The following is a 16599-nucleotide window of genomic DNA, read 5'->3' on the forward strand; positions in this document are numbered from 1 at the left end:
TGGAAGCGAAGTAAAAGGTGACGATCCGGTCGACGGCGTGTGAGCGGCGATACCAGCCCGCGAGCCACTTCGGGAGGTCACGAGCGACCCGGCCAGTGCGGCCGGTTTCGTGGCCGCTCGAGCAGTCGGTCGAACAGCAGACGGCAACCCAGCCCCACCAGTCAGACAGCGGTCGGTCGTCAGCCGTCAGAGCCGTAACTGAGTTCCGGTGGCTCGTCGCCGTGGCCCAGACGCATGTGGCGTTCGTAGTAGATGTGAGCGGCCGCTGTCGCAGTGAACGTGACGGCGACGATCCCCATCCAGGTCAGGTCCGAAAGCGCCGTGAACGGATCGATCTCGAGCCAGAGCGCTGCGGCCAGCGCACAGCTTATCGCGCCCAGCGAGAGATACAGTTCGCGCCAGGCGAACTCGTGGCCGGGGACGATCTCGAGGTAGACGCTGATATCGTGGGTCCGGTCGGTCGCCTGGATCACGCCGTGGTCGGAGTCGAACGTGAGGATACCTACCTCGTCCATCTTCGGCAGATGGGTCTGTTGAAGCGTCGTGTAGACGCGCTTTCGTTGGGCCGATGTCACTTCCTCGGTCGTCGTCTCGTACTCCCAGGCGGCGACCTGCTGGGCGAGATCGCCGAGTTCGACCGGTCGATCGTCGCGTTTCAGATAGTGGAGGACGTAGCGACGGCGCTGGTTGCGAAGTACCTCGAAGACGTCACCCTTGGTAAGTTCGGGTGGATCGACGTCGGCGTCGGCGTCGGCGTCGGTTTCCGACGGCGGCTGGCGTCGTTGCGTCGCCATATAGGTCACCGTCGGCTGGAGGGATTGTTGCGTTCCAGACCCGCTCGTTCAGCCATTACGTCGTCGCATGAACGCCACCTATATAATTCTCCTGTCCTCCGCGAGAAAGTTACAGTGCAGACACGACAACCGAGACCAATTGACCTCCTCCACGCCCTGAAGGACGTGGAATCCGGCCATCGGATTTCCGCCAAGCGTGGCGTATCACGCCGTCGAGTTACCGGTACTGATCGTCACGATCGATTCGGCGATCTCTGCGGCGAGTCCGTCTTTCGATCCTTCGTACCGGGCGGCGTCTTCACGGTGGACGAACAGTGCTCGCGTCCGGTCGCCACCCATGACGCTCGCGTCGTTGGCGACGACGAACGCGAGAGCAGCCCGCTCGAGGGTGTGTCTGGCCGCCTCGATCATCGCCGCGTCGTCGCCGGAGGTTTCGGTTTTGAAGCCGACGATCGGCAGGTCGGGCCGTGCCTCGCGGAGTTCGTCGATGAGCTTCGGCGTTGGCTCGAGCTCGAGCGTCAGCTCCTGGCCGGAGCGAATCTTCTCTGGGCTTTTCTCGACGGTGTAGTCGCCGATTGCGGCCGCCGAAACGAGGACACCGGCGTCGGTACAGGCTTCGTGGGTCGCCTCGAGCATCTCGGCAGCGCTTTCGACCGCACGGACGTCAGCGTAGGGGACCTCGGGACCGTCGTGGACCAGCGTGACGTCGGCACCGCGGATGTAACAGGCCCTGGCGACGGCGTTGCCCATCTTCCCCGAGGAACGGTTCGTCAGCACTCGGACGGGGTCGATCGACTCGCTGGTCGCCCCGCTGGTGACGACGACGTGCTCGCCGGAAAGCGGTCGGTCACCCGCTGCGCGAGCGACGTCACAGACGATGGCCTCCTCGCTCGCGATCTTGGCTTTCCCCTCCTCGATCCGTGGGTCAACGAAGTCGACGCCCCACTCTTCGACGGTCTCGATGGCCTCGAGTACGCCGGGATGGTCGTACATCGGTTCGTGCATCGCAGGGGCGATTACGACCGGCGTGTCGGCGCCGAGTGCGGTCGTCGCCGTCGTCGTCACGGGAGTGTCGTCGACCGCACCGGCGATCTTGCCGACCGTGTTCGCCGTCGCTGGCGCGATCAGGAAGACGTCGGCCCAGCCATCGTAGCCACAAAGTTCGACGTGTTCGACGCGGCCCGTGATCTCGGTGACGACCTCGTTTTCGGTCGCGAACTCGAGCGCCCAGGGGTGGATGATTCCCTGTGCGCTGGCGGTGGTTACGGCCCGAACCTCGGCCCCCTGGCGTCGCAACTCGTGGGCCAGTTCGACGGTCTTGACGGCCGCGATCGACCCCGTCACCCCGAGTGCGACGTTGACTCCCTCGAGCATTTGGCTGGTGTTCACACGGCGACGTGTTAAGGGTAGCGAGCCCCGCCGACGGTCGCCGTCGTCGTCCCCGTCGCCGGTGCCGCGTCGATCACTCCCGTTCGACGCTCGGGTGCATCGTCGGCTGCTCGTCGAGCGGTTCAGCGAAGGCCTCGAGGATCGTCTCTCGAGCCTGTTCGTCGCGTCGTCGTCGCTCCGCGTCGTCGATCTCCTCACAGCCCGGTGGAATGTTCCGGTCACGAGCGGTGAAGTACCCCTCCGGGGCGACCCAATCGTGGTAGAAGTTGGCGTCGGAGTCGTGGATCACCGCGAGGGCGACCTTCGCGCCGTGTCCCGCAGCGACGATCGTCTGGTGGGGTTCGCCGGCGATCCGACCGGCGGCGTAGACGCCGTCGACGGCCGTCCGTCCTGCGTCGTCGACGTCGACGTGATACTTGCTCCCGCGCTGGATTCGGCCCACGTCGAGCGGGACGAGGTACTCGCTGTTTGGCCAGGACGCGGCGATCACGCGCCGGGCAGAGAGCGGGTCGCCGCCGTCTGTCTCGAGGACGAACCCCTGCTCGAGGTCGGATTCGTCGATCGGTTCGACGCTTGTCACCCGGCCGAGTTCAAACGTTACGCCCGCGTTTCGGGCTTGCTTGCGGGCGAGCCGTAGGTACCGACGGGCGTCGACACCGTCCGGAAAGCCGGGGTAGTTCTCGAGGCTGGCATTTCGTGCGAGGATCGACTCGCCGCCGTCGACGACGAGGGTGTCGAGTCCTGCTCTCTCGGTGAACATCGAGGCGGCGAGACCGGCGACACCACCGCCGACGATACAGATGTCACGCATGTGTCGTCGTTCCTGCCGACAGCTATCAAAGGTTGCTACCTCGGTTGCGACACCGTCGGACTGAGCGGATTCCGATACGTACCTGTCGGACAGCAGTCACTGACATGAATCAGTCACTGACGAAGTCGCTCGAGGCACGGCGAATGCTCACGCTCGTTCTGTCCGACAGTATTACTTTCGCCTGTCGTGTACGATGGGTGTGGACAGAATTCTCCTCAGCACCGTCGCCTATCGTTCGCCCGAGGAGGTCTTTCCGTACGTCTGCTCGTTCAAGGAGTATCCGCGCTATACGAACCACCTCGAGGAGGTGCGGGTCCACGGTGACGGCGGCGTCGGCTCGGTCTACGACCTTCGGCTCGGGTGGTGGAAGCTCACGTACACCGCCCGGTCGAAGGTAGTCGACATCACCGAACCCGAGTCGCTCGAGTGGCGACTGGTCAACGACATCGACGCCCGCGGTACGTGGCGCGTCGAGGCCGAACCCGAGTCGGCACCGCCGGACGTAGAGACCGCGAGCCGGATCTACTTCGAGGCGATGTACGACCCACACTCTGCGAATAAAGACGCTATCTCGTTGCCGCGGTTCGTCTCGCTCGACTGGGTGATCAAGAAGGTTCGGCCACGGCTCCTCAACGAGGCCCAGACCGTCGTCGAACGGCTCGTCGCCGATATCGAGGGCAGTCACCGCGACGTGGAACTGACGATTCACGAAGTACCCTGAGCATGGCCGACCAGTATGGGTCCCCAGCGGAACCGCCGCCGGAGAGTCGTGTTGTGGCCCCGACGACAACTCACTTGACACTGGCCCCGGTAGCACGGAGTATGGCACCGGTCGAGCCGTGGGAGGGACAGCCGTGCGGGTGATCGTCGTCGGCGCAGGCGAAGTCGGAACGAACATCGCCGAACGGCTCCAAGACGCCCACGACGTGGTCATGATCGACCGGGACCGCGAGCGGGTCGAGTCGATCACCTACGATCAGGACGTACTCGCACTCGAGGGCAATGGCACGTCACTCGAAACACTCGAAGAAGCCGGTCTCGAGCGGGCGGACATGGTGATTGCGAGCACCGACGTCGACGAAACAAACGTGGTCATCTGCGGCGCGGCGAAGGCTATGGACGACGCGTTTACGATCGCACGAATCAAACGCACGAATCTGTTGCGGACCTGGGAGCGATCAGAAGAGGCCTTCGGCGTCGATTTCATGGTCTGTACCGACCTTCATGCCGCGGAGGCGATCGTCGACATCGCGGGACTGCCGGGCGCTCGCGACGTGGATAGCTTCGCGAACGGACTCGTCCGGATGGCCGAATTCGACGTGAAACCGACGAGCCCGATCGCCGGCGAGACCGTCGCCGAAGCCGACCGATACGAGTCGCTGACGTTCGCAGCGATTCTCCGTGACGACGACGTCGTGATCCCCGAAGGCGAGACGGTGATCCAGCCCCACGACGCCGTCGTCGTCATCGGCTCCGAAGAGAGCGTCCGCGAGTTCGCCGGCTCGTTGACGCCCGCTCCGACGCTCGAGCAGGCTAACGAAGTCGTCGTCGTCGGCGGGAGCGAGGTCGGGTACCAGACGGCCCGCCTATTCGAGGCCGCTGGGTTGGAACCCCGACTCCTCGAGCGCGACCCCGACCGGGCACGTGAGCTAGCCGAACGGCTCCCGCAGACGCTCGTCTTACAAAGCGATGCGACGGACATCGACTTCCTCGTTCGCGAGCACGTCGACGAATCCGACATCGTCGTCGCCGCCCTCGAGAGCGACGAGAAGAACCTGCTCGTCTCGTTGCTCGCGAAACGCATCGGCGTCGGGCGCACCATCGGCGTCGTCGAGTACGGCGAGTACGCTGACCTCTTCGAGACCGTCGGGATGGACGTCGCGATCAACCCGCGACTGGTCACCGCCGAAGAGATCACCCGGTTCACTCGCGAACACCGAACCGAGAAACTCGCGATGCTCGAGCACGACCGTGCCGAAGTGCTCGAGATCGAAGTCGACGCGGACAGCGTGCTCTGTAAGACCCGGATTCGCGAGGTAATGGCCGACCTCCCGGAAGGGGTCGTGATCGGTGCCGTCACCCGCGACGGGGAGTTGATCACGCCCCGGGGTGAGACCGTCCTCGAAGGTGGTGACCACGTCGTCGTCTTCGTCGACACCGAGGTGCTCGACGAGGTCGCCGCGGCGCTGTGATGCCGTCCGATAGCGTACGAACTCGGTCGAGCAGTTGGCTCAGAGCGTGTACTCGTGGCTCCCGTCTTCGGTCTCGAGGAATGCCTCGAGCAAGTCGATCGTGCCTGCGATATCGTCGACGTGGGCAGTCTCGGTGACGGTGTGGAGGTAACGCGTCGGGATCGAGATGGCGCCGACGGGCTTTGCGCCGGCGGTGTGCTGGAATCCGGCTGTGTCGGTGCCGCCGGCGGGGAGGATCTCGAGTTGGTAGTCGATTTCGCGGTCCTCGGCGACGGCTTTCATCCGACGGTGGACCTTCGGGTTGGTGATGACGCTCGAGTCTTTGAGTTTGATTGCAGTGCCGTCGCCGAGTGCCGTGACGCGCTCGCCGGCGTCGAAGCCGGGGACGTCGTTCGCGACGGTGACGTCGAGTGCGATAGCAAGGTCGGGATCGACGTCGACGCCGAGTGCACGGGCGCCACGCAGGCCGACTTCCTCCTGGGCCGTTGCACAGAAGTGGATCGTCGCGTCGGGCTCCTCGAGTCGGCGGGCGGCCTCGAGCATGGCGAACAGACAGACGCGGTCGTCGAGGGCTTTGCCGGTGATCGTCTCGCCGACGCGTTCGGTGGTCTGGTCCATCGTCACGAGGTTGCCGGGCGAGATGCGCTCGGTGGCCTCCTCGGAGGGAAGGCCGACGTCGACGACGACGTCCGAGACCTCGGGGGTCTTCTCGCGTTCTTTCTCGTCGAGGGTGTGTGGCGGGGGCGAGCCGATGACGCCAGGGACGTCGCCGTCTTCGGTGTGGATCGTCACTCGCTGGGCTTTGAGCACGCGGGCATCCCAGCCGCCGAGCGGGTCGAGTTCGACGAACCCGAAGCCGTCGTCGTCGCCTTTCACATATCTCACCATGAACCCGATCTCGTCCATGTGGGCCGCGACGGCCACCTCGTGGTCGGTGTCTCCCTCGAGCGTGCCGACGACGTTCCCCATCGCGTCGGTTCGGACGCGGTCGACACTGTCTGCTAGCTCGCGGACGACGAGTTGTCGAATTCGGTCCTCGTAGCCGGGGACCCCGCTCGTCTCGGTCAGTTCCGTCAGGAGTTCGACGTCGAGGGATGTCGAAGTCATGACTAGACGTGTTCCGTTCTGGGCTATAAACACGTGGTTCTCGGCTGTCTGGACGGGGGCTCAACCGCGACTCCCGATCCCCGGTCGGCTCCTTCGGGACTGATCGCAGAGTTCGATGGTACCCGCTGGATATTAGCCCGTCGGTATAGTACTGTGTGTTCATGAGTGACGTACGTGTTGCAGGAACAGGGTTGACCGCGTTCGGGAACGCACCCGAGCGGACCGGCCGCGACCTCTTCGCGGAGGCGAGTATCGCAGCCTTCGAAGACAGCGGTGTCCCCCGTGAGGACGTCGACGCCGTCTTCTACGGGAATTTTATGGGCGAACTCGCCGAACACCAGGGCCACCAGGGGCCGCTGATGGCCGAAGCCGCCGGAGTCGACGCCCCGGCGACCCGCTACGAAGCCGCGTGTGCCTCGAGCGGCGTGGCCGTCCGTGATGCTGTGGTTCGAATCCGCAGCGGTGCGGCCGATGTCGTCCTCGTCGGCGGCGTCGAGCGGATGACGAACCTCGGGACGGCGGGGGCAACGGAGGCGCTCGCCATCGCCGCCGACGAACTCTGGGAGGTGCGAGCCGGGATGACGTTCCCCGGTGCATACGCGCTGATGGCGCAGGCCTATTTCACCGAGTACGGCGGCGAACACGAGGATCTGGCCCACATCGCCGTCAAGAACCACGAGAACGCACTGCCAAACGACAACGCGCAGTACCAGAACGCGATCGAGGTCTCGGACGTCCTCGAGGCCCCGCAGGTCTCGAGCCCGCTCGGACTGTACGACTCCTGTCCGATCTCCGATGGGGCCGCAGCGGTCGTCCTGACGAGTGCGGCCTACGCCGAAGCCCACGGGCTCGAAGCTCCGGTCGCGATCACCGGCTCGGGACAGGGTGGCGACAGATTCGCCTTACACGACCGAGACTACCTCGCACGCTCGCCGGCCGCCCGCGAGGCCGGCGAAGAAGCCTACGCAGACGCCGGCGTCGATGCAGGAGACGTCGACGTCGCCGAGGTCCACGACTGCTTTACGATCGCCGAAGTGCTCGCGATCGAGGCGCTCGGTCTCGAGCCGGTCGGTAAGGGGATCACGGCGGCCCGTGACGGTCGGACGACCGCCGAGGGAGAGACGCCGATCAACCTCTCGGGCGGGCTGAAAGCGAAGGGTCACCCCGTCGGCGCGACCGGTGCCTCTCAGATCGCCGAGATCACGACCCTGCTCGCTGGGACCCATCCCAACAGCGAGTCCGTCGACGACGCGACGATCGGCGTCACCCACAACGCAGGTGGCACCGTCGCCAGCGCGGTCGTCCACGTTTTGGAGGTGGTTGCGTGAGCGAACGTAGTGAAGCGAACGCAATGACGCCAGCGTATGCTCTGGAGGTGGTTGCGTGAGCAAACGTAGTGAAGCGAACGCAATGACGCCAGCGTATGCTCTGGAGGTGGTTGCGTGAGCGAACGTAGTGAAGCGAACGCAATGACGCCAGCGTATGCTCTGGAGGTGGTTGCGTGAGCGAACGTAGTGAAGCGAACGCAATGACGCCAGCGTATGCTCTGGAGGTGGTTGCGTGAGCGAACGTAGTGAAGCGAACGCAATGACGCCAGCGTATGCTCTGGAGGTGGTTGCGTGAGCGAAAACACCGTCCGGGATGCTGGCTTCGACGACTGGCTCGACGCCGTCGAGGAGGGCCAAGCGTACTACCTCGAGTGTCCAAACGATCACGGTTCGCTGCCACCGCGGCGTGTCTGTCCCGACTGCGGCTCGACCGATCTCGAGGAAGTCCCCCTGCCAGAGAGCGGCGAAATCGAGACGTTCACCGTCACGTACGTCCCGACGCCAGCGTTCGAAGACGACGCCCCCTACGCGACGGCCATCGCGAACTTCGGCCCCGTCCGTATTACGGGGCAGGTCATCGGCGTCGACGTCGACGCGGTCGAGAGCGGCCTCGAGATCGAACTCGAAGTGACGGTCTCGGAGACGACCGACGAGCGCGTCCTCGGGTTCAGTCCGGTCTGATCGACCTACCGGTTCCCCATCGCGTTCACCGCCAGCGAACGGCCTTTGTTATTGCGGCACGTTCACACGAGGTATGGCCCTCGCCGATCAGGAGTGTGAAGCCTGTACGTCCGAGGACGAACCGCTCACCGAGCCGGAGTACGCGGACTACCTCGGGGAACTCGAGGACGACGTCTGGGCGGTCGTTGACGACCACCATCTCGAGGGAGCCTACGAGTTCCCGGACTTCCGCAACGCGCTCGAGTTCACCTACGAGGTCGGCGAACTCGCCGAAGAGGAGTGGCACCACCCGGACATCCACCTCCAGTGGGGCGAAGTCCGGATCGAGGTGTGGACACACAAGATCGACGGCTTACACGAGTCGGATTTCGTCATGGCCGCGAAGATGGACCGGTGCTACGAGGAGTATCCCGAGGAGTGACGATCAGCCGACGCGAGTAGCTCACTCGCGAGCCCATATCGTCGCGAGTTCGCCGACGATCTCGGGGTTGCGCAGCGGATCGCTGTCCTCGAGCGGAGCGTCTTCGACGATGCGCTCTAGGATCCGGTACATCGTCTTCCCAGAGTGCGTTTCGGGCAGTTCCGGAGTGAAGACGACCGCCCCAGGACGGACGAACTCGCCGACGCGCTCGGCGACCGAGTCCGCGACGGCCTCCCGGATCGTTTCCCGGTCACGACGCTCCTGGGCGACCGTTGCGAAGACGTAGAGTTCGGTGTCGCCCCCGTCGGTACCCGCGACGGCGGCGGCTTCCGTGACGCCGTCGACGGCAGTGATCGCCGCCTCGAGTTCGGCCGTGCCGAGGCGTCGGTTGCCGACCGTGACGACATCGTCGTCGCGGCCGATGATCCGGACGTAGCCGTCGTCGTCGACGACCGCGCGGTCGCCGGTGAAGTACGACCAGCTGTCGGCCCGCGGATCCGAGAACTCCTGCCAGTATTCCGCTAGGACCCAGTACTCGTCGCCCTCGAGCGGCGAGAGCATCGACGGCCAGGGGCGCTCGATCGTGAGATAGCCAGGCTCGCCGGGCGGAAGTTCCCGGCCGTGTTCGTCGACGATCCCGACCTCGATCCCGGGCAATGGTGGGCCGACCGATCCCGGTTTCATCTCGTCGGTGCCGGGCAGCGTCGAGAGCAGGATGCTCCCGGTTTCGGTCTGCCACCAGGTATCGACGATCGGACACCGCTCGCCGCCGACGTTGGTGTAGTACCACTCCCAGGTGTCCGGCCCGATCGGTTCGCCGACGGTCCCGAGCAGCCGCAACGAGCAGAGATCGTGGGCTGCGGGGAAAGACTCACCCCACTTCGCGAACGTTCTGACTGTCCCGGGGGTGGTGTAGAGCACCTCGACGCCGTTGCGCTCGATGACCTCCCACGGCCGGTGGCGATCCGGGTACCGAAGGCTGCCCTCCGCGAGGACGACCGTCGCTCCGCGGGCGAGCGGCCCATAGACGACGTAGGAGTGGCCGGTGATCCAGCCGACGTCGGCCGTACACCAGTAGGTATCACCGGGCGAGAGGTCGAACACCGTCCCAGCCGTCCAGGCCGTCCCCGCGAGATACCCACCGGTCGCGTGGGTCATCCGCTGGGGCTCGCCGGTCGTCCCGGACGTGTGGATATGAAAGAGCGGATCGGTCGCCGCACGGGGAACCGGCTCGACTTCCTCGCCAGTAAACGTCGTCACGAGGCCGTCGTAATCGTACTGGTCGTCCCCCAGCTGGGTGTCGTGGCTCGGCCCCAGCCGATCGACGACGATCGTCGGGATCGACGTCTCGAGTGCGGCCAGCGCCGCGTCCGCTTTCCGTTTCTGTCCGATGGCCGTCCCCTCCCGGAAGTGGCCGTCGCAGGTGACCAGCACGCTCGAGTCGACGCCATCCATCCGATCGGCGAGCGCGTCGGGCGCGAAGCCGGCGAAGACGACGTTGTGGTGGGCGCCGATGCGGGCACAGGCGAGCATCCCGATCGGCAACGCCGGGAGGTTCGGCAGGTAGAACGTGACGACGTCGTCTTCCTCGACGCCGAGATCACGCAGCGCAGCGGCGACGGCGTTGACCTCCCGGTAGAGATCGAGGTAGGTGTACGCACGCCGTTCCCCGCGTTTGCCTTCCCAGCGGAGGGCGACCTGGTTCTGTCGGGACTCGAGATGGCGGTCGACGCAGTTTTCCGCCGCGTTCAGTCGACCACCGACGAACCATCGGTAGAACGGGGCATCGTCGTCGTCCAGTACGGCGTCGTAAGGCTCGTGCCACTCGAGCAACGACGCGGCCGTCTCCCAGCACGCCGGCCACTCGCGGTCGAAGTCGTCCGCGAGCGGGCCCTCCACATCGGTCGATTCGCGTCCGAATGCGGCCGACGGTCGTCTGGGATGGAGGGGGTCGCCTCGAGCGGGTGGATCCGGTCCCTGGTTGACCATAGAATCGTTCGTACGACCCCGATGCATCTGTATGTTGTGCTCGATGTCATCAGTGGACATACGGGTCGTCGACAGAGCAGATCCACCACGTGGTGTCAGGTCGACGATCTCGAGAGTTCGGACCCGACTCGATCGCACGACCGGAGCGTTCGGTCAGCTAAATGGGCGATCTGAGAGGTGAAGGCACTGTGATTACTCGTCGAGTTCGACGTCGGTGTGGGCCAGTTCGGCGGTCAGGTACTCGACGAACTCCGCCGGATGTTCAGCGTGGGGCAACTGCGTTGCGTAGTCGATGACGACCAGTTCGAGATCGGCGGCGTCGGCGAGGTCACGGCCGTCACGAAGCGGGACGAGTTCGGCGTCTCGACCCCAGACGAGCGTCGTGGGCATCTCGAGGGCGGCGAGTTCCGTCGCGAGGTCGAACTCGGGGTCGAGCGTACCGGCAGCGAACGACGCCGGCGCGTAGCGAGCGCCTGGTTGGTGGGCGCTGTTCCAGGTGTAGGCGACGTCCTCGGGCTCAAGGGCGTCGGCGTCGTAGTACCCATCGCGGACGTAGTACCGTCGAATCGAGGGCTTGCTCGCAAGCAGGTTGTAGACGGTCGTCCCGAGGATCGGCGTCCGCAAAAGAGTCCGAAGCCAGGGCCGTTCGGGGGCGGTCTCGTCGGTAGGACAGATCAACACCAGGTGTTCGAAGTCGGCCTCTCCTGCGGCGTCGGCGACGAACGCCCCGGTGAGCGAGGAGGCGACCACGATGGGATCGTCGGTGACGTCGTCGGCGAAATCACGGACGAACTCAGCGTACAGCGACGGCGAGTAAAGCAACGGCGGTCGCTCGGACCGAGCGAAGCCGGGAAGGTCGATGGCGTAGACGTGATACTCCTCCGCGAGGCGCTCGAAAACCGGTTCGAACTCGTACCCGCTCGCGCCGGCGTAGATGCCGTGATAGAGCAACAAGTCTGGATCGTTCGGATCGCCAGCGACGGTATAGGTGGTCTCGATACCCCGCCACCGGTAGGTCCGTTCGACGCCCGGCAACGGGTTCTCGAGGTCGCCAGCGCGCGCTTTCAGAAACCGGTTGCCGACGACGGCCGCGCCGACGGCACCGAGGGTCGCGCCGAGGACTGATCGGGCTCGCATACGCCGTCGTACGTCGCCGTCGGTCTTCAAGGTGGGGCTATCTCTCACGAGCGCGATTGTGAGCAGGTCCAGCCCCCACGAAGCGTTACTCGGTGCCGGCCGAGTCGGTACCGAGTTCCGACACGCAGGCTTCGACCGGCTCGAGCAGCTCGTCGGCGATGGTGTACGGGTCGGTCTCGCCCGCCCGGACAGCGTCGGCGAGGTCGTCGATCCCGCCGACGCGGTCGAGTTCGTCCTCGAGGATAGCGTGGACGTCCTCGCGCAGCAGGGTTCGGATCTCCTCGGCGTAGCGCTGGCGGGCCATCGCCGCGTGGGTTCCGGAGTCGACGAGGTACGTCTGGTGGGCGGTGAACTCGTCGATGAGGTCGTCGATGCCCGTCGCCGTCGTGGCGACGGTTTCGACGATCGGTGGGGACCAGTCGGCGGCGACCTCGGCTGTGTCACCGTCCGTCTCGTCCGGGCCGTCCCAGTCGGGATGGTGGTCGGTGATCTCGTCTGCGCCGTGGTGGCCGCTGCCGAAGCCGCTTCCCTCGCCGAGGTGGATCATCTCTCGGAGTTCCTGGACGGTTCGATCGGCCCCGTCACGGTCGGCCTTGTTGACGACGAAGACGTCGCCGATCTCGAGGATCCCGGCTTTGAGCGTCTGGATGTCGTCGCCCGATCCCGGCGGGACGAGGACGGCGACCGTATCGGCGGTGCGAACGATGTCGATCTCGTTCTGGCCGGCACCGACGGTCTCGATGATGATCTTGTCCTTGCCGAAGGCGTCCATCGCCTTGACGGCGTCCGCCGTCGCCGTCGAGAGGCCGCCGAGCGTGCCGCGGGCGCTCATCGAGCGAACGAAGACGTCCATATCGCCGACCGTCGAGGCCATCCGGATACGGTCGCCAAGCACCGCCCCGCCCGTAAACGGCGAGGAGGGGTCGATCGCGATGACGCCGACGGTCTCGCCGCGCTCGCGGTAGGTTTCGGCGAGCTTGTCGACGAGCGTCGATTTGCCCGCGCCGGGGCTGCCCGTGACGCCGATCACGTCGGCGTCGCCCGCGTGAGCGTACAGCGCCGAGACGAGCTCGCGGTGGCCCGGCGCACGGTTCTCGATCTTCGAGATGACTCGAGCCAGCGCGCGGTGTTCGCCGGCCAGCAGGTCCTCGAGCAGCGTCTCGTCGCCGGTCATCGCTCGGGCGCGTTCTCGCGGACGAACTCGATCGTCTCTTCGATCGACGTCCCGGGGCCGAAAATCGCCGAGACGCCCTCCGCCTTCAGGTTCTCGCGGTCTTCCTCGGGAACGACGCCGCCGACGAGGACGAGCGTGTCATCTTTCGCACCGTACTCCTCGAGTCCACTCATGATCTTCGGGACGAGGGTATCGTGTGCGCCGGAGAGGATGGAGATCCCCAGCACGTCGACGTCCTCCTGAACCGCTGCCTGGACGATTTCGTCCGGTGCACGGTGCAACCCGGAGTAGATAACCTCGAAACCGGCGTCTCGGAACGCCCGCGCGATGACGTGTGCCCCACGGTCGTGACCGTCGAGACCGACTTTGGCGACCAGACACCGGATCGACTCCCCTTGCTGTTCACTGCTCATACCTCATCTTCCCCGGCCGTGTGTTTGACTTTAACGGAAAACCGTGTTAGTCCCGGCGACACTGAGAGTGCCCCGACGAGCCAAGATCGATCATCGAACGAATGGGCCCCCATCGCTCGACCCCGCCGACCGTGAGAAACCGAGTCGAAATCGTCACCGAAACCCCGCCTCGAGCCCTGCCAGTCGTCGCCAACACTCTCGCTTCGAGGACCCGTTTCGCTCGAGGAGTGTGTCCCGCTCGTGACCGTCCTCGCGGCCGTAACCATCCCGAACCAAAGGCTAAAGAGTGCTACGAACGAACATTCCTGCAATGACTATCGTTCGTCTATTGCGGAGGGATCTTTCGTGGGTGTCGAGATAAAAGAGACCAGGGTCACCGACGCGGAGTTCGAGGAAATGAAACGGTTCGTCTACGAGTACCTCGCGGCAAGCGTACAGAAAGAGACTGAAGGCGGCCGAATGCGATGGTACCCGTGGCACTCCGCCGAGTACCGGTTCAACCACATCCTGAACGTCGTCGAGTTGGCCGAAGAGATCGCTCGTGGCGAGGGTGCAGACGTCGACATTACCCGCGTTGCGGCACTCTTTCACGACGTCGCCAAACTCGAGACCGACCAGGAACTGCATGCCGAAGCCGGCGCTCGCGTCGCCCGTGAATATCTCGAGGCCCGCGCGGACTACCCCGAGTCGTTCATCAGCCAGGTGTGTCGCGCGATCGAACACCACTCCTACCAGGGCGACCTGACGGATCTGGCCCTCGAGACGCAGTGTCTGATCGAAGCCGATCTGCTCGATAAAATCGGTGCCAACGGGACGACGCTTATGCTGTTGCGCATGGGCTATGAGGCCCGCACACACATGCAGGCCGACGAGATGGTCGACCGGGTACTCGAGCGGGGCTACGACGCCGCTTCGCGCGTGAAAAGTGATACTGGCCAGGGAATCGCCCATCAGCGACTCAAGCGTGCGAAGTGGTTCAGCGAGTGGCTCGAAGACGAGATCGCTGGACTATAGCCGTTCTGACAGCGTTTTCAGCCGACCATGGCTCCCGTGTCCGGTCTCTTCGACGGCCCACCGAGGGCGGCGAGGGTCGGTCACCGAACGGTCGTTACACCAGAACAGACTTATCAGGTGGAGAGTAGTAATCTGATAGGATGTACGCCGCCGATAGTCTCACCGACGCCCTCCACCTGACGAAACGGTATCTCTCGGCCCTCTGGCTCCAGGGCTGGCTGAAACTCGGAATCGTTCTCGCATTTCTCGGCGGGTTCGGCGCGTTTCTCCAGGTGTTCAACGTCCCCGTCGAACTGGGTATCCAGGCCCTCGAGGGGTCCGACGAACTCCCCCTCGTGGCCGCCGGGGCGGTGGCCGTCCTCGTGATATACGTCGCGTTCAGATACGTCGCCGCACTGCTCGAGTTCGTTTTCGTCGAATCGCTTCGATCGGAGACGATGTCCGTCCGGCGATACCTCCGGGCGAACGTGCGACGAGGCCTGTCGTTGCTCGTGTTTCGGTTCGCAGTCGGGATCGGCGTGGTCGTCGCCATCGCTGCCCCACTCGTGGCACTCGTCGTTCTGGGTGACGTGTCCGACCCGAACGCACTGTCAGCCGGGGCCGTCGCCGCGCTCGTCGCCTACGCAGTGGCCGTGGTACTGGGTTGGTTCGTCGTCGACACTCTCACGAACGGCTTCGTCGTCCCGATCATGCTCCACGACGAGCGGGGCCCGATTAGCGCCTGGCGGCGATTCGTGCCGGTGATCGGCGCGAACTGGGTCGGCGTTCTCGCGTTCGTGCTCGTCGCCTGGACGATCGGCTTCGCCCTCTGGGCGGTCTTCGCCGTCGTCGGCTTTTTCGCCGCGTTCTTCGGGCTGTTCCTCTGGATTCTCTTCGCTGCCCTCCTGACAGAACTTCACGACTCGCTCGTGCTCGTCGCAGTCGTCGGGCTGCTGGTCGGCTACCTCGCCTACCAGTACGCGGTGGCGCTCGTCGAATCGCCCGTCCGGAGCTACGTTCGCTACTACGCGATCGGGATCCTCGGCGCAACCGACGACTCGCTCGACCTGGTCGCCGACCGACGGGCCGCGATCACCGCTGGAACTGCTTCGGGTGACGATCCGGGACCGATGCAACCGACGTCGGACCTCGAGCGCACCGACCGTCCGATGGATGTCGATGGCCCCGGCGGTGAGCCATCGACGGGAGACGAATCCGGTGGCTCCAGCGACAGAGCGTTCGACGACCCCGTCTGGGAGGGCGAAAGCGTCTGGGACCAGCCGGTCGAGTCACGGGCCGACGACACGAGCGAGCCGTTGGACTCGAGCAACGACAGTACCGACTCGAGCAACGACGGAGCCACCGAGACTCGGTCGGAAGCAGACGACAGGACGGACGAGGAAGCAGACGACAGGACGGACGAGGAAGCCGACGACTCGCGTTGAGAGACTCGATACTCGGTGTCCCGGGCGTTAGAACAGGCGAACCACACCCATTGCGAGAAAGAGCAGACCGAAACCGGCCAGCACGGCGGCACTAAGAGCGGCGACGATCGGAGCGAGGGCATCGACACGTCGCCCCGCCGAAACGAGCGCGGCGGGATAAACGACGATCCAAACCGCGATACCCGCGAAGAAACCGACCAGGAGCGTCGTCGAGCCGGTCTGGACCAGCAGGGAACCGGCGAGAAGGTCGCCGACGGCGGGGACGTGGGCGAAGACGTCGAGTTGGCCGGGCTCGAGTAAGCCGACGCCGACGGTGAGCCAGAAGCCGATCTGGTAGGGGTTAGAGAGCGAGAGCGCGAACGTCTTTCGAAAGCCCGCCGCGGTCGGCTCGCCGCCGTCGGTAAAGGAAGCGGCGGCCCGCGCTTCGTCGACCGCGCCCACCGCGAAGTAACACATCAGCAGGCCGCCGACCAGATAGAGGACGGGACGAACGGCCGGGACGCCGTCGACGAGCGCGACAACGCCACCAAGCGTGAGGACGAAAAAGAGCACGTCAGCGGTCATCGCTCCCAGGCCAGCCCGGAAGCCGGCCGTCCAGCCGCGGACGACGCTCTCCTCGGCGATGATGGCGTTCATCGGCCCCGGTGGGGCCGCGAGCGCGAGGCCGAAGACGACCCCTGCGAACACCGTCGTCAGCGTCGTGAACACAGTCTCGAGTCGGGTCC

The 16599-nt window shown here is 65.2% G+C and carries 16 protein-coding genes; 7 read left to right on the forward strand and 9 right to left on the reverse strand.

Annotated features, from left to right (window positions below; all coding sequences use genetic code 11):
* Positions 1-179: 179 nt before the first annotated feature.
* From AArc1_RS13950 to AArc1_RS13960, 3 genes are all read right to left on the reverse strand, one after another.
* Complete coding sequence (locus tag AArc1_RS13950) at positions 180-794, reverse strand: DUF7344 domain-containing protein (RefSeq protein WP_117364947.1); 615 nt, start codon at positions 792-794, stop codon at positions 180-182.
* 204 nt (positions 795-998) lie between these two features.
* Entirely contained in the window at positions 999-2168 is a 1170-nt protein-coding gene (coaBC, locus tag AArc1_RS13955) for a bifunctional phosphopantothenoylcysteine decarboxylase/phosphopantothenate--cysteine ligase CoaBC (protein WP_117364948.1), read from the reverse strand.
* Between the two features lie 88 nt (positions 2169-2256).
* Positions 2257-3090 (reverse strand): NAD(P)/FAD-dependent oxidoreductase, encoded by an 834-nt coding sequence (locus AArc1_RS13960; protein ID WP_323368564.1) that lies wholly within the window; start codon positions 3088-3090, stop codon positions 2257-2259.
* A 103-nt stretch (positions 3091-3193) separates the two neighbouring features.
* Here AArc1_RS13960 and AArc1_RS13965 point away from each other — a divergent pair, with 103 nt between their 5' ends.
* Together AArc1_RS13965 and trkA are read left to right on the forward strand one after the other, a co-directional pair.
* Positions 3194-3715 (forward strand): SRPBCC family protein, encoded by a 522-nt coding sequence (locus AArc1_RS13965; protein ID WP_117364950.1) that lies wholly within the window; start codon positions 3194-3196, stop codon positions 3713-3715.
* A gap of 133 nt (positions 3716-3848) precedes the next feature.
* Positions 3849-5186: a Trk system potassium transporter TrkA gene (gene trkA / locus AArc1_RS13970; RefSeq protein ID WP_117364951.1), complete on the forward strand. Its 1338-nt coding sequence runs from the start codon at positions 3849-3851 to the stop codon at positions 5184-5186.
* A gap of 39 nt (positions 5187-5225) precedes the next feature.
* On the opposite strand, the gene AArc1_RS13975 is transcribed toward trkA, so the two are convergent.
* The gene (locus AArc1_RS13975; RefSeq protein ID WP_117364952.1) at positions 5226-6293 is read right to left on the reverse strand and encodes a M42 family metallopeptidase; all 1068 of its coding nucleotides are present in this window, start codon (positions 6291-6293) and stop codon (positions 5226-5228) included.
* A 161-nt stretch (positions 6294-6454) separates the two neighbouring features.
* Here AArc1_RS13975 and AArc1_RS13980 point away from each other — a divergent pair, with 161 nt between their 5' ends.
* From AArc1_RS13980 to AArc1_RS13990, 3 genes are all read left to right on the forward strand, one after another.
* The gene (locus tag AArc1_RS13980) at positions 6455-7621 is read left to right on the forward strand and encodes a thiolase domain-containing protein (protein WP_117364953.1); all 1167 of its coding nucleotides are present in this window, start codon (positions 6455-6457) and stop codon (positions 7619-7621) included.
* Positions 7622-7912: 291 nt separating this feature from the next.
* Positions 7913-8302 (forward strand): Zn-ribbon domain-containing OB-fold protein, encoded by a 390-nt coding sequence (locus tag AArc1_RS13985; protein ID WP_117364954.1) that lies wholly within the window; start codon positions 7913-7915, stop codon positions 8300-8302.
* A gap of 73 nt (positions 8303-8375) precedes the next feature.
* Positions 8376-8723: a 4a-hydroxytetrahydrobiopterin dehydratase gene (locus AArc1_RS13990; protein WP_117364955.1), complete on the forward strand. Its 348-nt coding sequence runs from the start codon at positions 8376-8378 to the stop codon at positions 8721-8723.
* Positions 8724-8744: 21 nt separating this feature from the next.
* Here AArc1_RS13990 and AArc1_RS13995 read toward each other — a convergent pair whose 3' ends face one another.
* The 4 genes from AArc1_RS13995 to AArc1_RS14010 all read right to left on the reverse strand — a co-directional run bounded on the left by AArc1_RS13995 (position 8745) and on the right by AArc1_RS14010 (position 13436).
* Entirely contained in the window at positions 8745-10712 is a 1968-nt protein-coding gene (locus AArc1_RS13995) for an acetate--CoA ligase (RefSeq protein ID WP_117365905.1), read from the reverse strand.
* A gap of 192 nt (positions 10713-10904) precedes the next feature.
* The gene (locus tag AArc1_RS14000; RefSeq protein WP_117364956.1) at positions 10905-11849 is read right to left on the reverse strand and encodes an alpha/beta fold hydrolase; all 945 of its coding nucleotides are present in this window, start codon (positions 11847-11849) and stop codon (positions 10905-10907) included.
* An 85-nt stretch (positions 11850-11934) separates the two neighbouring features.
* Positions 11935-13023 (reverse strand): methylmalonyl Co-A mutase-associated GTPase MeaB, encoded by a 1089-nt coding sequence (gene meaB, locus AArc1_RS14005; protein ID WP_117364957.1) that lies wholly within the window; start codon positions 13021-13023, stop codon positions 11935-11937.
* Entirely contained in the window at positions 13020-13436 is a 417-nt protein-coding gene (locus tag AArc1_RS14010) for a cobalamin B12-binding domain-containing protein (RefSeq protein ID WP_117364958.1), read from the reverse strand. The genes meaB and AArc1_RS14010 overlap by 4 nt, the downstream gene beginning before the upstream one ends.
* Before the next feature lie 345 nt (positions 13437-13781).
* On the opposite strand from AArc1_RS14010, the gene AArc1_RS14015 reads away from it, so the two are divergent.
* Positions 13782-14450 (forward strand): HD domain-containing protein, encoded by a 669-nt coding sequence (locus tag AArc1_RS14015; RefSeq protein WP_117364959.1) that lies wholly within the window; start codon positions 13782-13784, stop codon positions 14448-14450.
* Positions 14451-14590: 140 nt separating this feature from the next.
* Positions 14591-15874 carry a DUF7544 domain-containing protein gene (locus AArc1_RS14025; protein ID WP_133412356.1) on the forward strand — a complete coding sequence of 428 codons (1284 nt, stop codon included), beginning with the start codon at positions 14591-14593 and terminating at the stop codon, positions 15872-15874.
* Positions 15875-15901: 27 nt separating this feature from the next.
* Here AArc1_RS14025 and AArc1_RS14030 read toward each other — a convergent pair whose 3' ends face one another.
* Entirely contained in the window at positions 15902-16582 is a 681-nt protein-coding gene (locus AArc1_RS14030; RefSeq protein WP_228442330.1) for a LysE family translocator, read from the reverse strand.
* Positions 16583-16599 lie beyond the last annotated feature (17 nt).

It is taken from the genome of Natrarchaeobaculum sulfurireducens (assembly GCF_003430825.1).
In the GTDB taxonomy this organism is placed as follows: domain Archaea; phylum Halobacteriota; class Halobacteria; order Halobacteriales; family Natrialbaceae; genus Natrarchaeobaculum; species Natrarchaeobaculum sulfurireducens.

Coding starts and splice junctions, on each gene's coding strand:
- AArc1_RS13950 (WP_117364947.1), bottom strand. CDS start 794: ATGGCGACGCAACGACGCCAGCCGCCGTCGGAAACCGACGCCGACGCC.
- coaBC (WP_117364948.1), bottom strand. CDS start 2,168: ATGCTCGAGGGAGTCAACGTCGCACTCGGGGTGACGGGGTCGATCGCG.
- AArc1_RS13975 (WP_117364952.1), bottom strand. CDS start 6,293: ATGACTTCGACATCCCTCGACGTCGAACTCCTGACGGAACTGACCGAG.
- AArc1_RS13980 (WP_117364953.1), top strand. CDS start 6,455: ATGAGTGACGTACGTGTTGCAGGAACAGGGTTGACCGCGTTCGGGAAC.
- AArc1_RS13990 (WP_117364955.1), top strand. CDS start 8,376: ATGGCCCTCGCCGATCAGGAGTGTGAAGCCTGTACGTCCGAGGACGAA.
- AArc1_RS13995 (WP_117365905.1), bottom strand. CDS start 10,712: ATGGTCAACCAGGGACCGGATCCACCCGCTCGAGGCGACCCCCTCCAT.
- AArc1_RS14000 (WP_117364956.1), bottom strand. CDS start 11,849: ATGCGAGCCCGATCAGTCCTCGGCGCGACCCTCGGTGCCGTCGGCGCG.
- meaB (WP_117364957.1), bottom strand. CDS start 13,023: ATGACCGGCGACGAGACGCTGCTCGAGGACCTGCTGGCCGGCGAACAC.
- AArc1_RS14010 (WP_117364958.1), bottom strand. CDS start 13,436: ATGAGCAGTGAACAGCAAGGGGAGTCGATCCGGTGTCTGGTCGCCAAA.
- AArc1_RS14025 (WP_133412356.1), top strand. CDS start 14,591: ATGTACGCCGCCGATAGTCTCACCGACGCCCTCCACCTGACGAAACGG.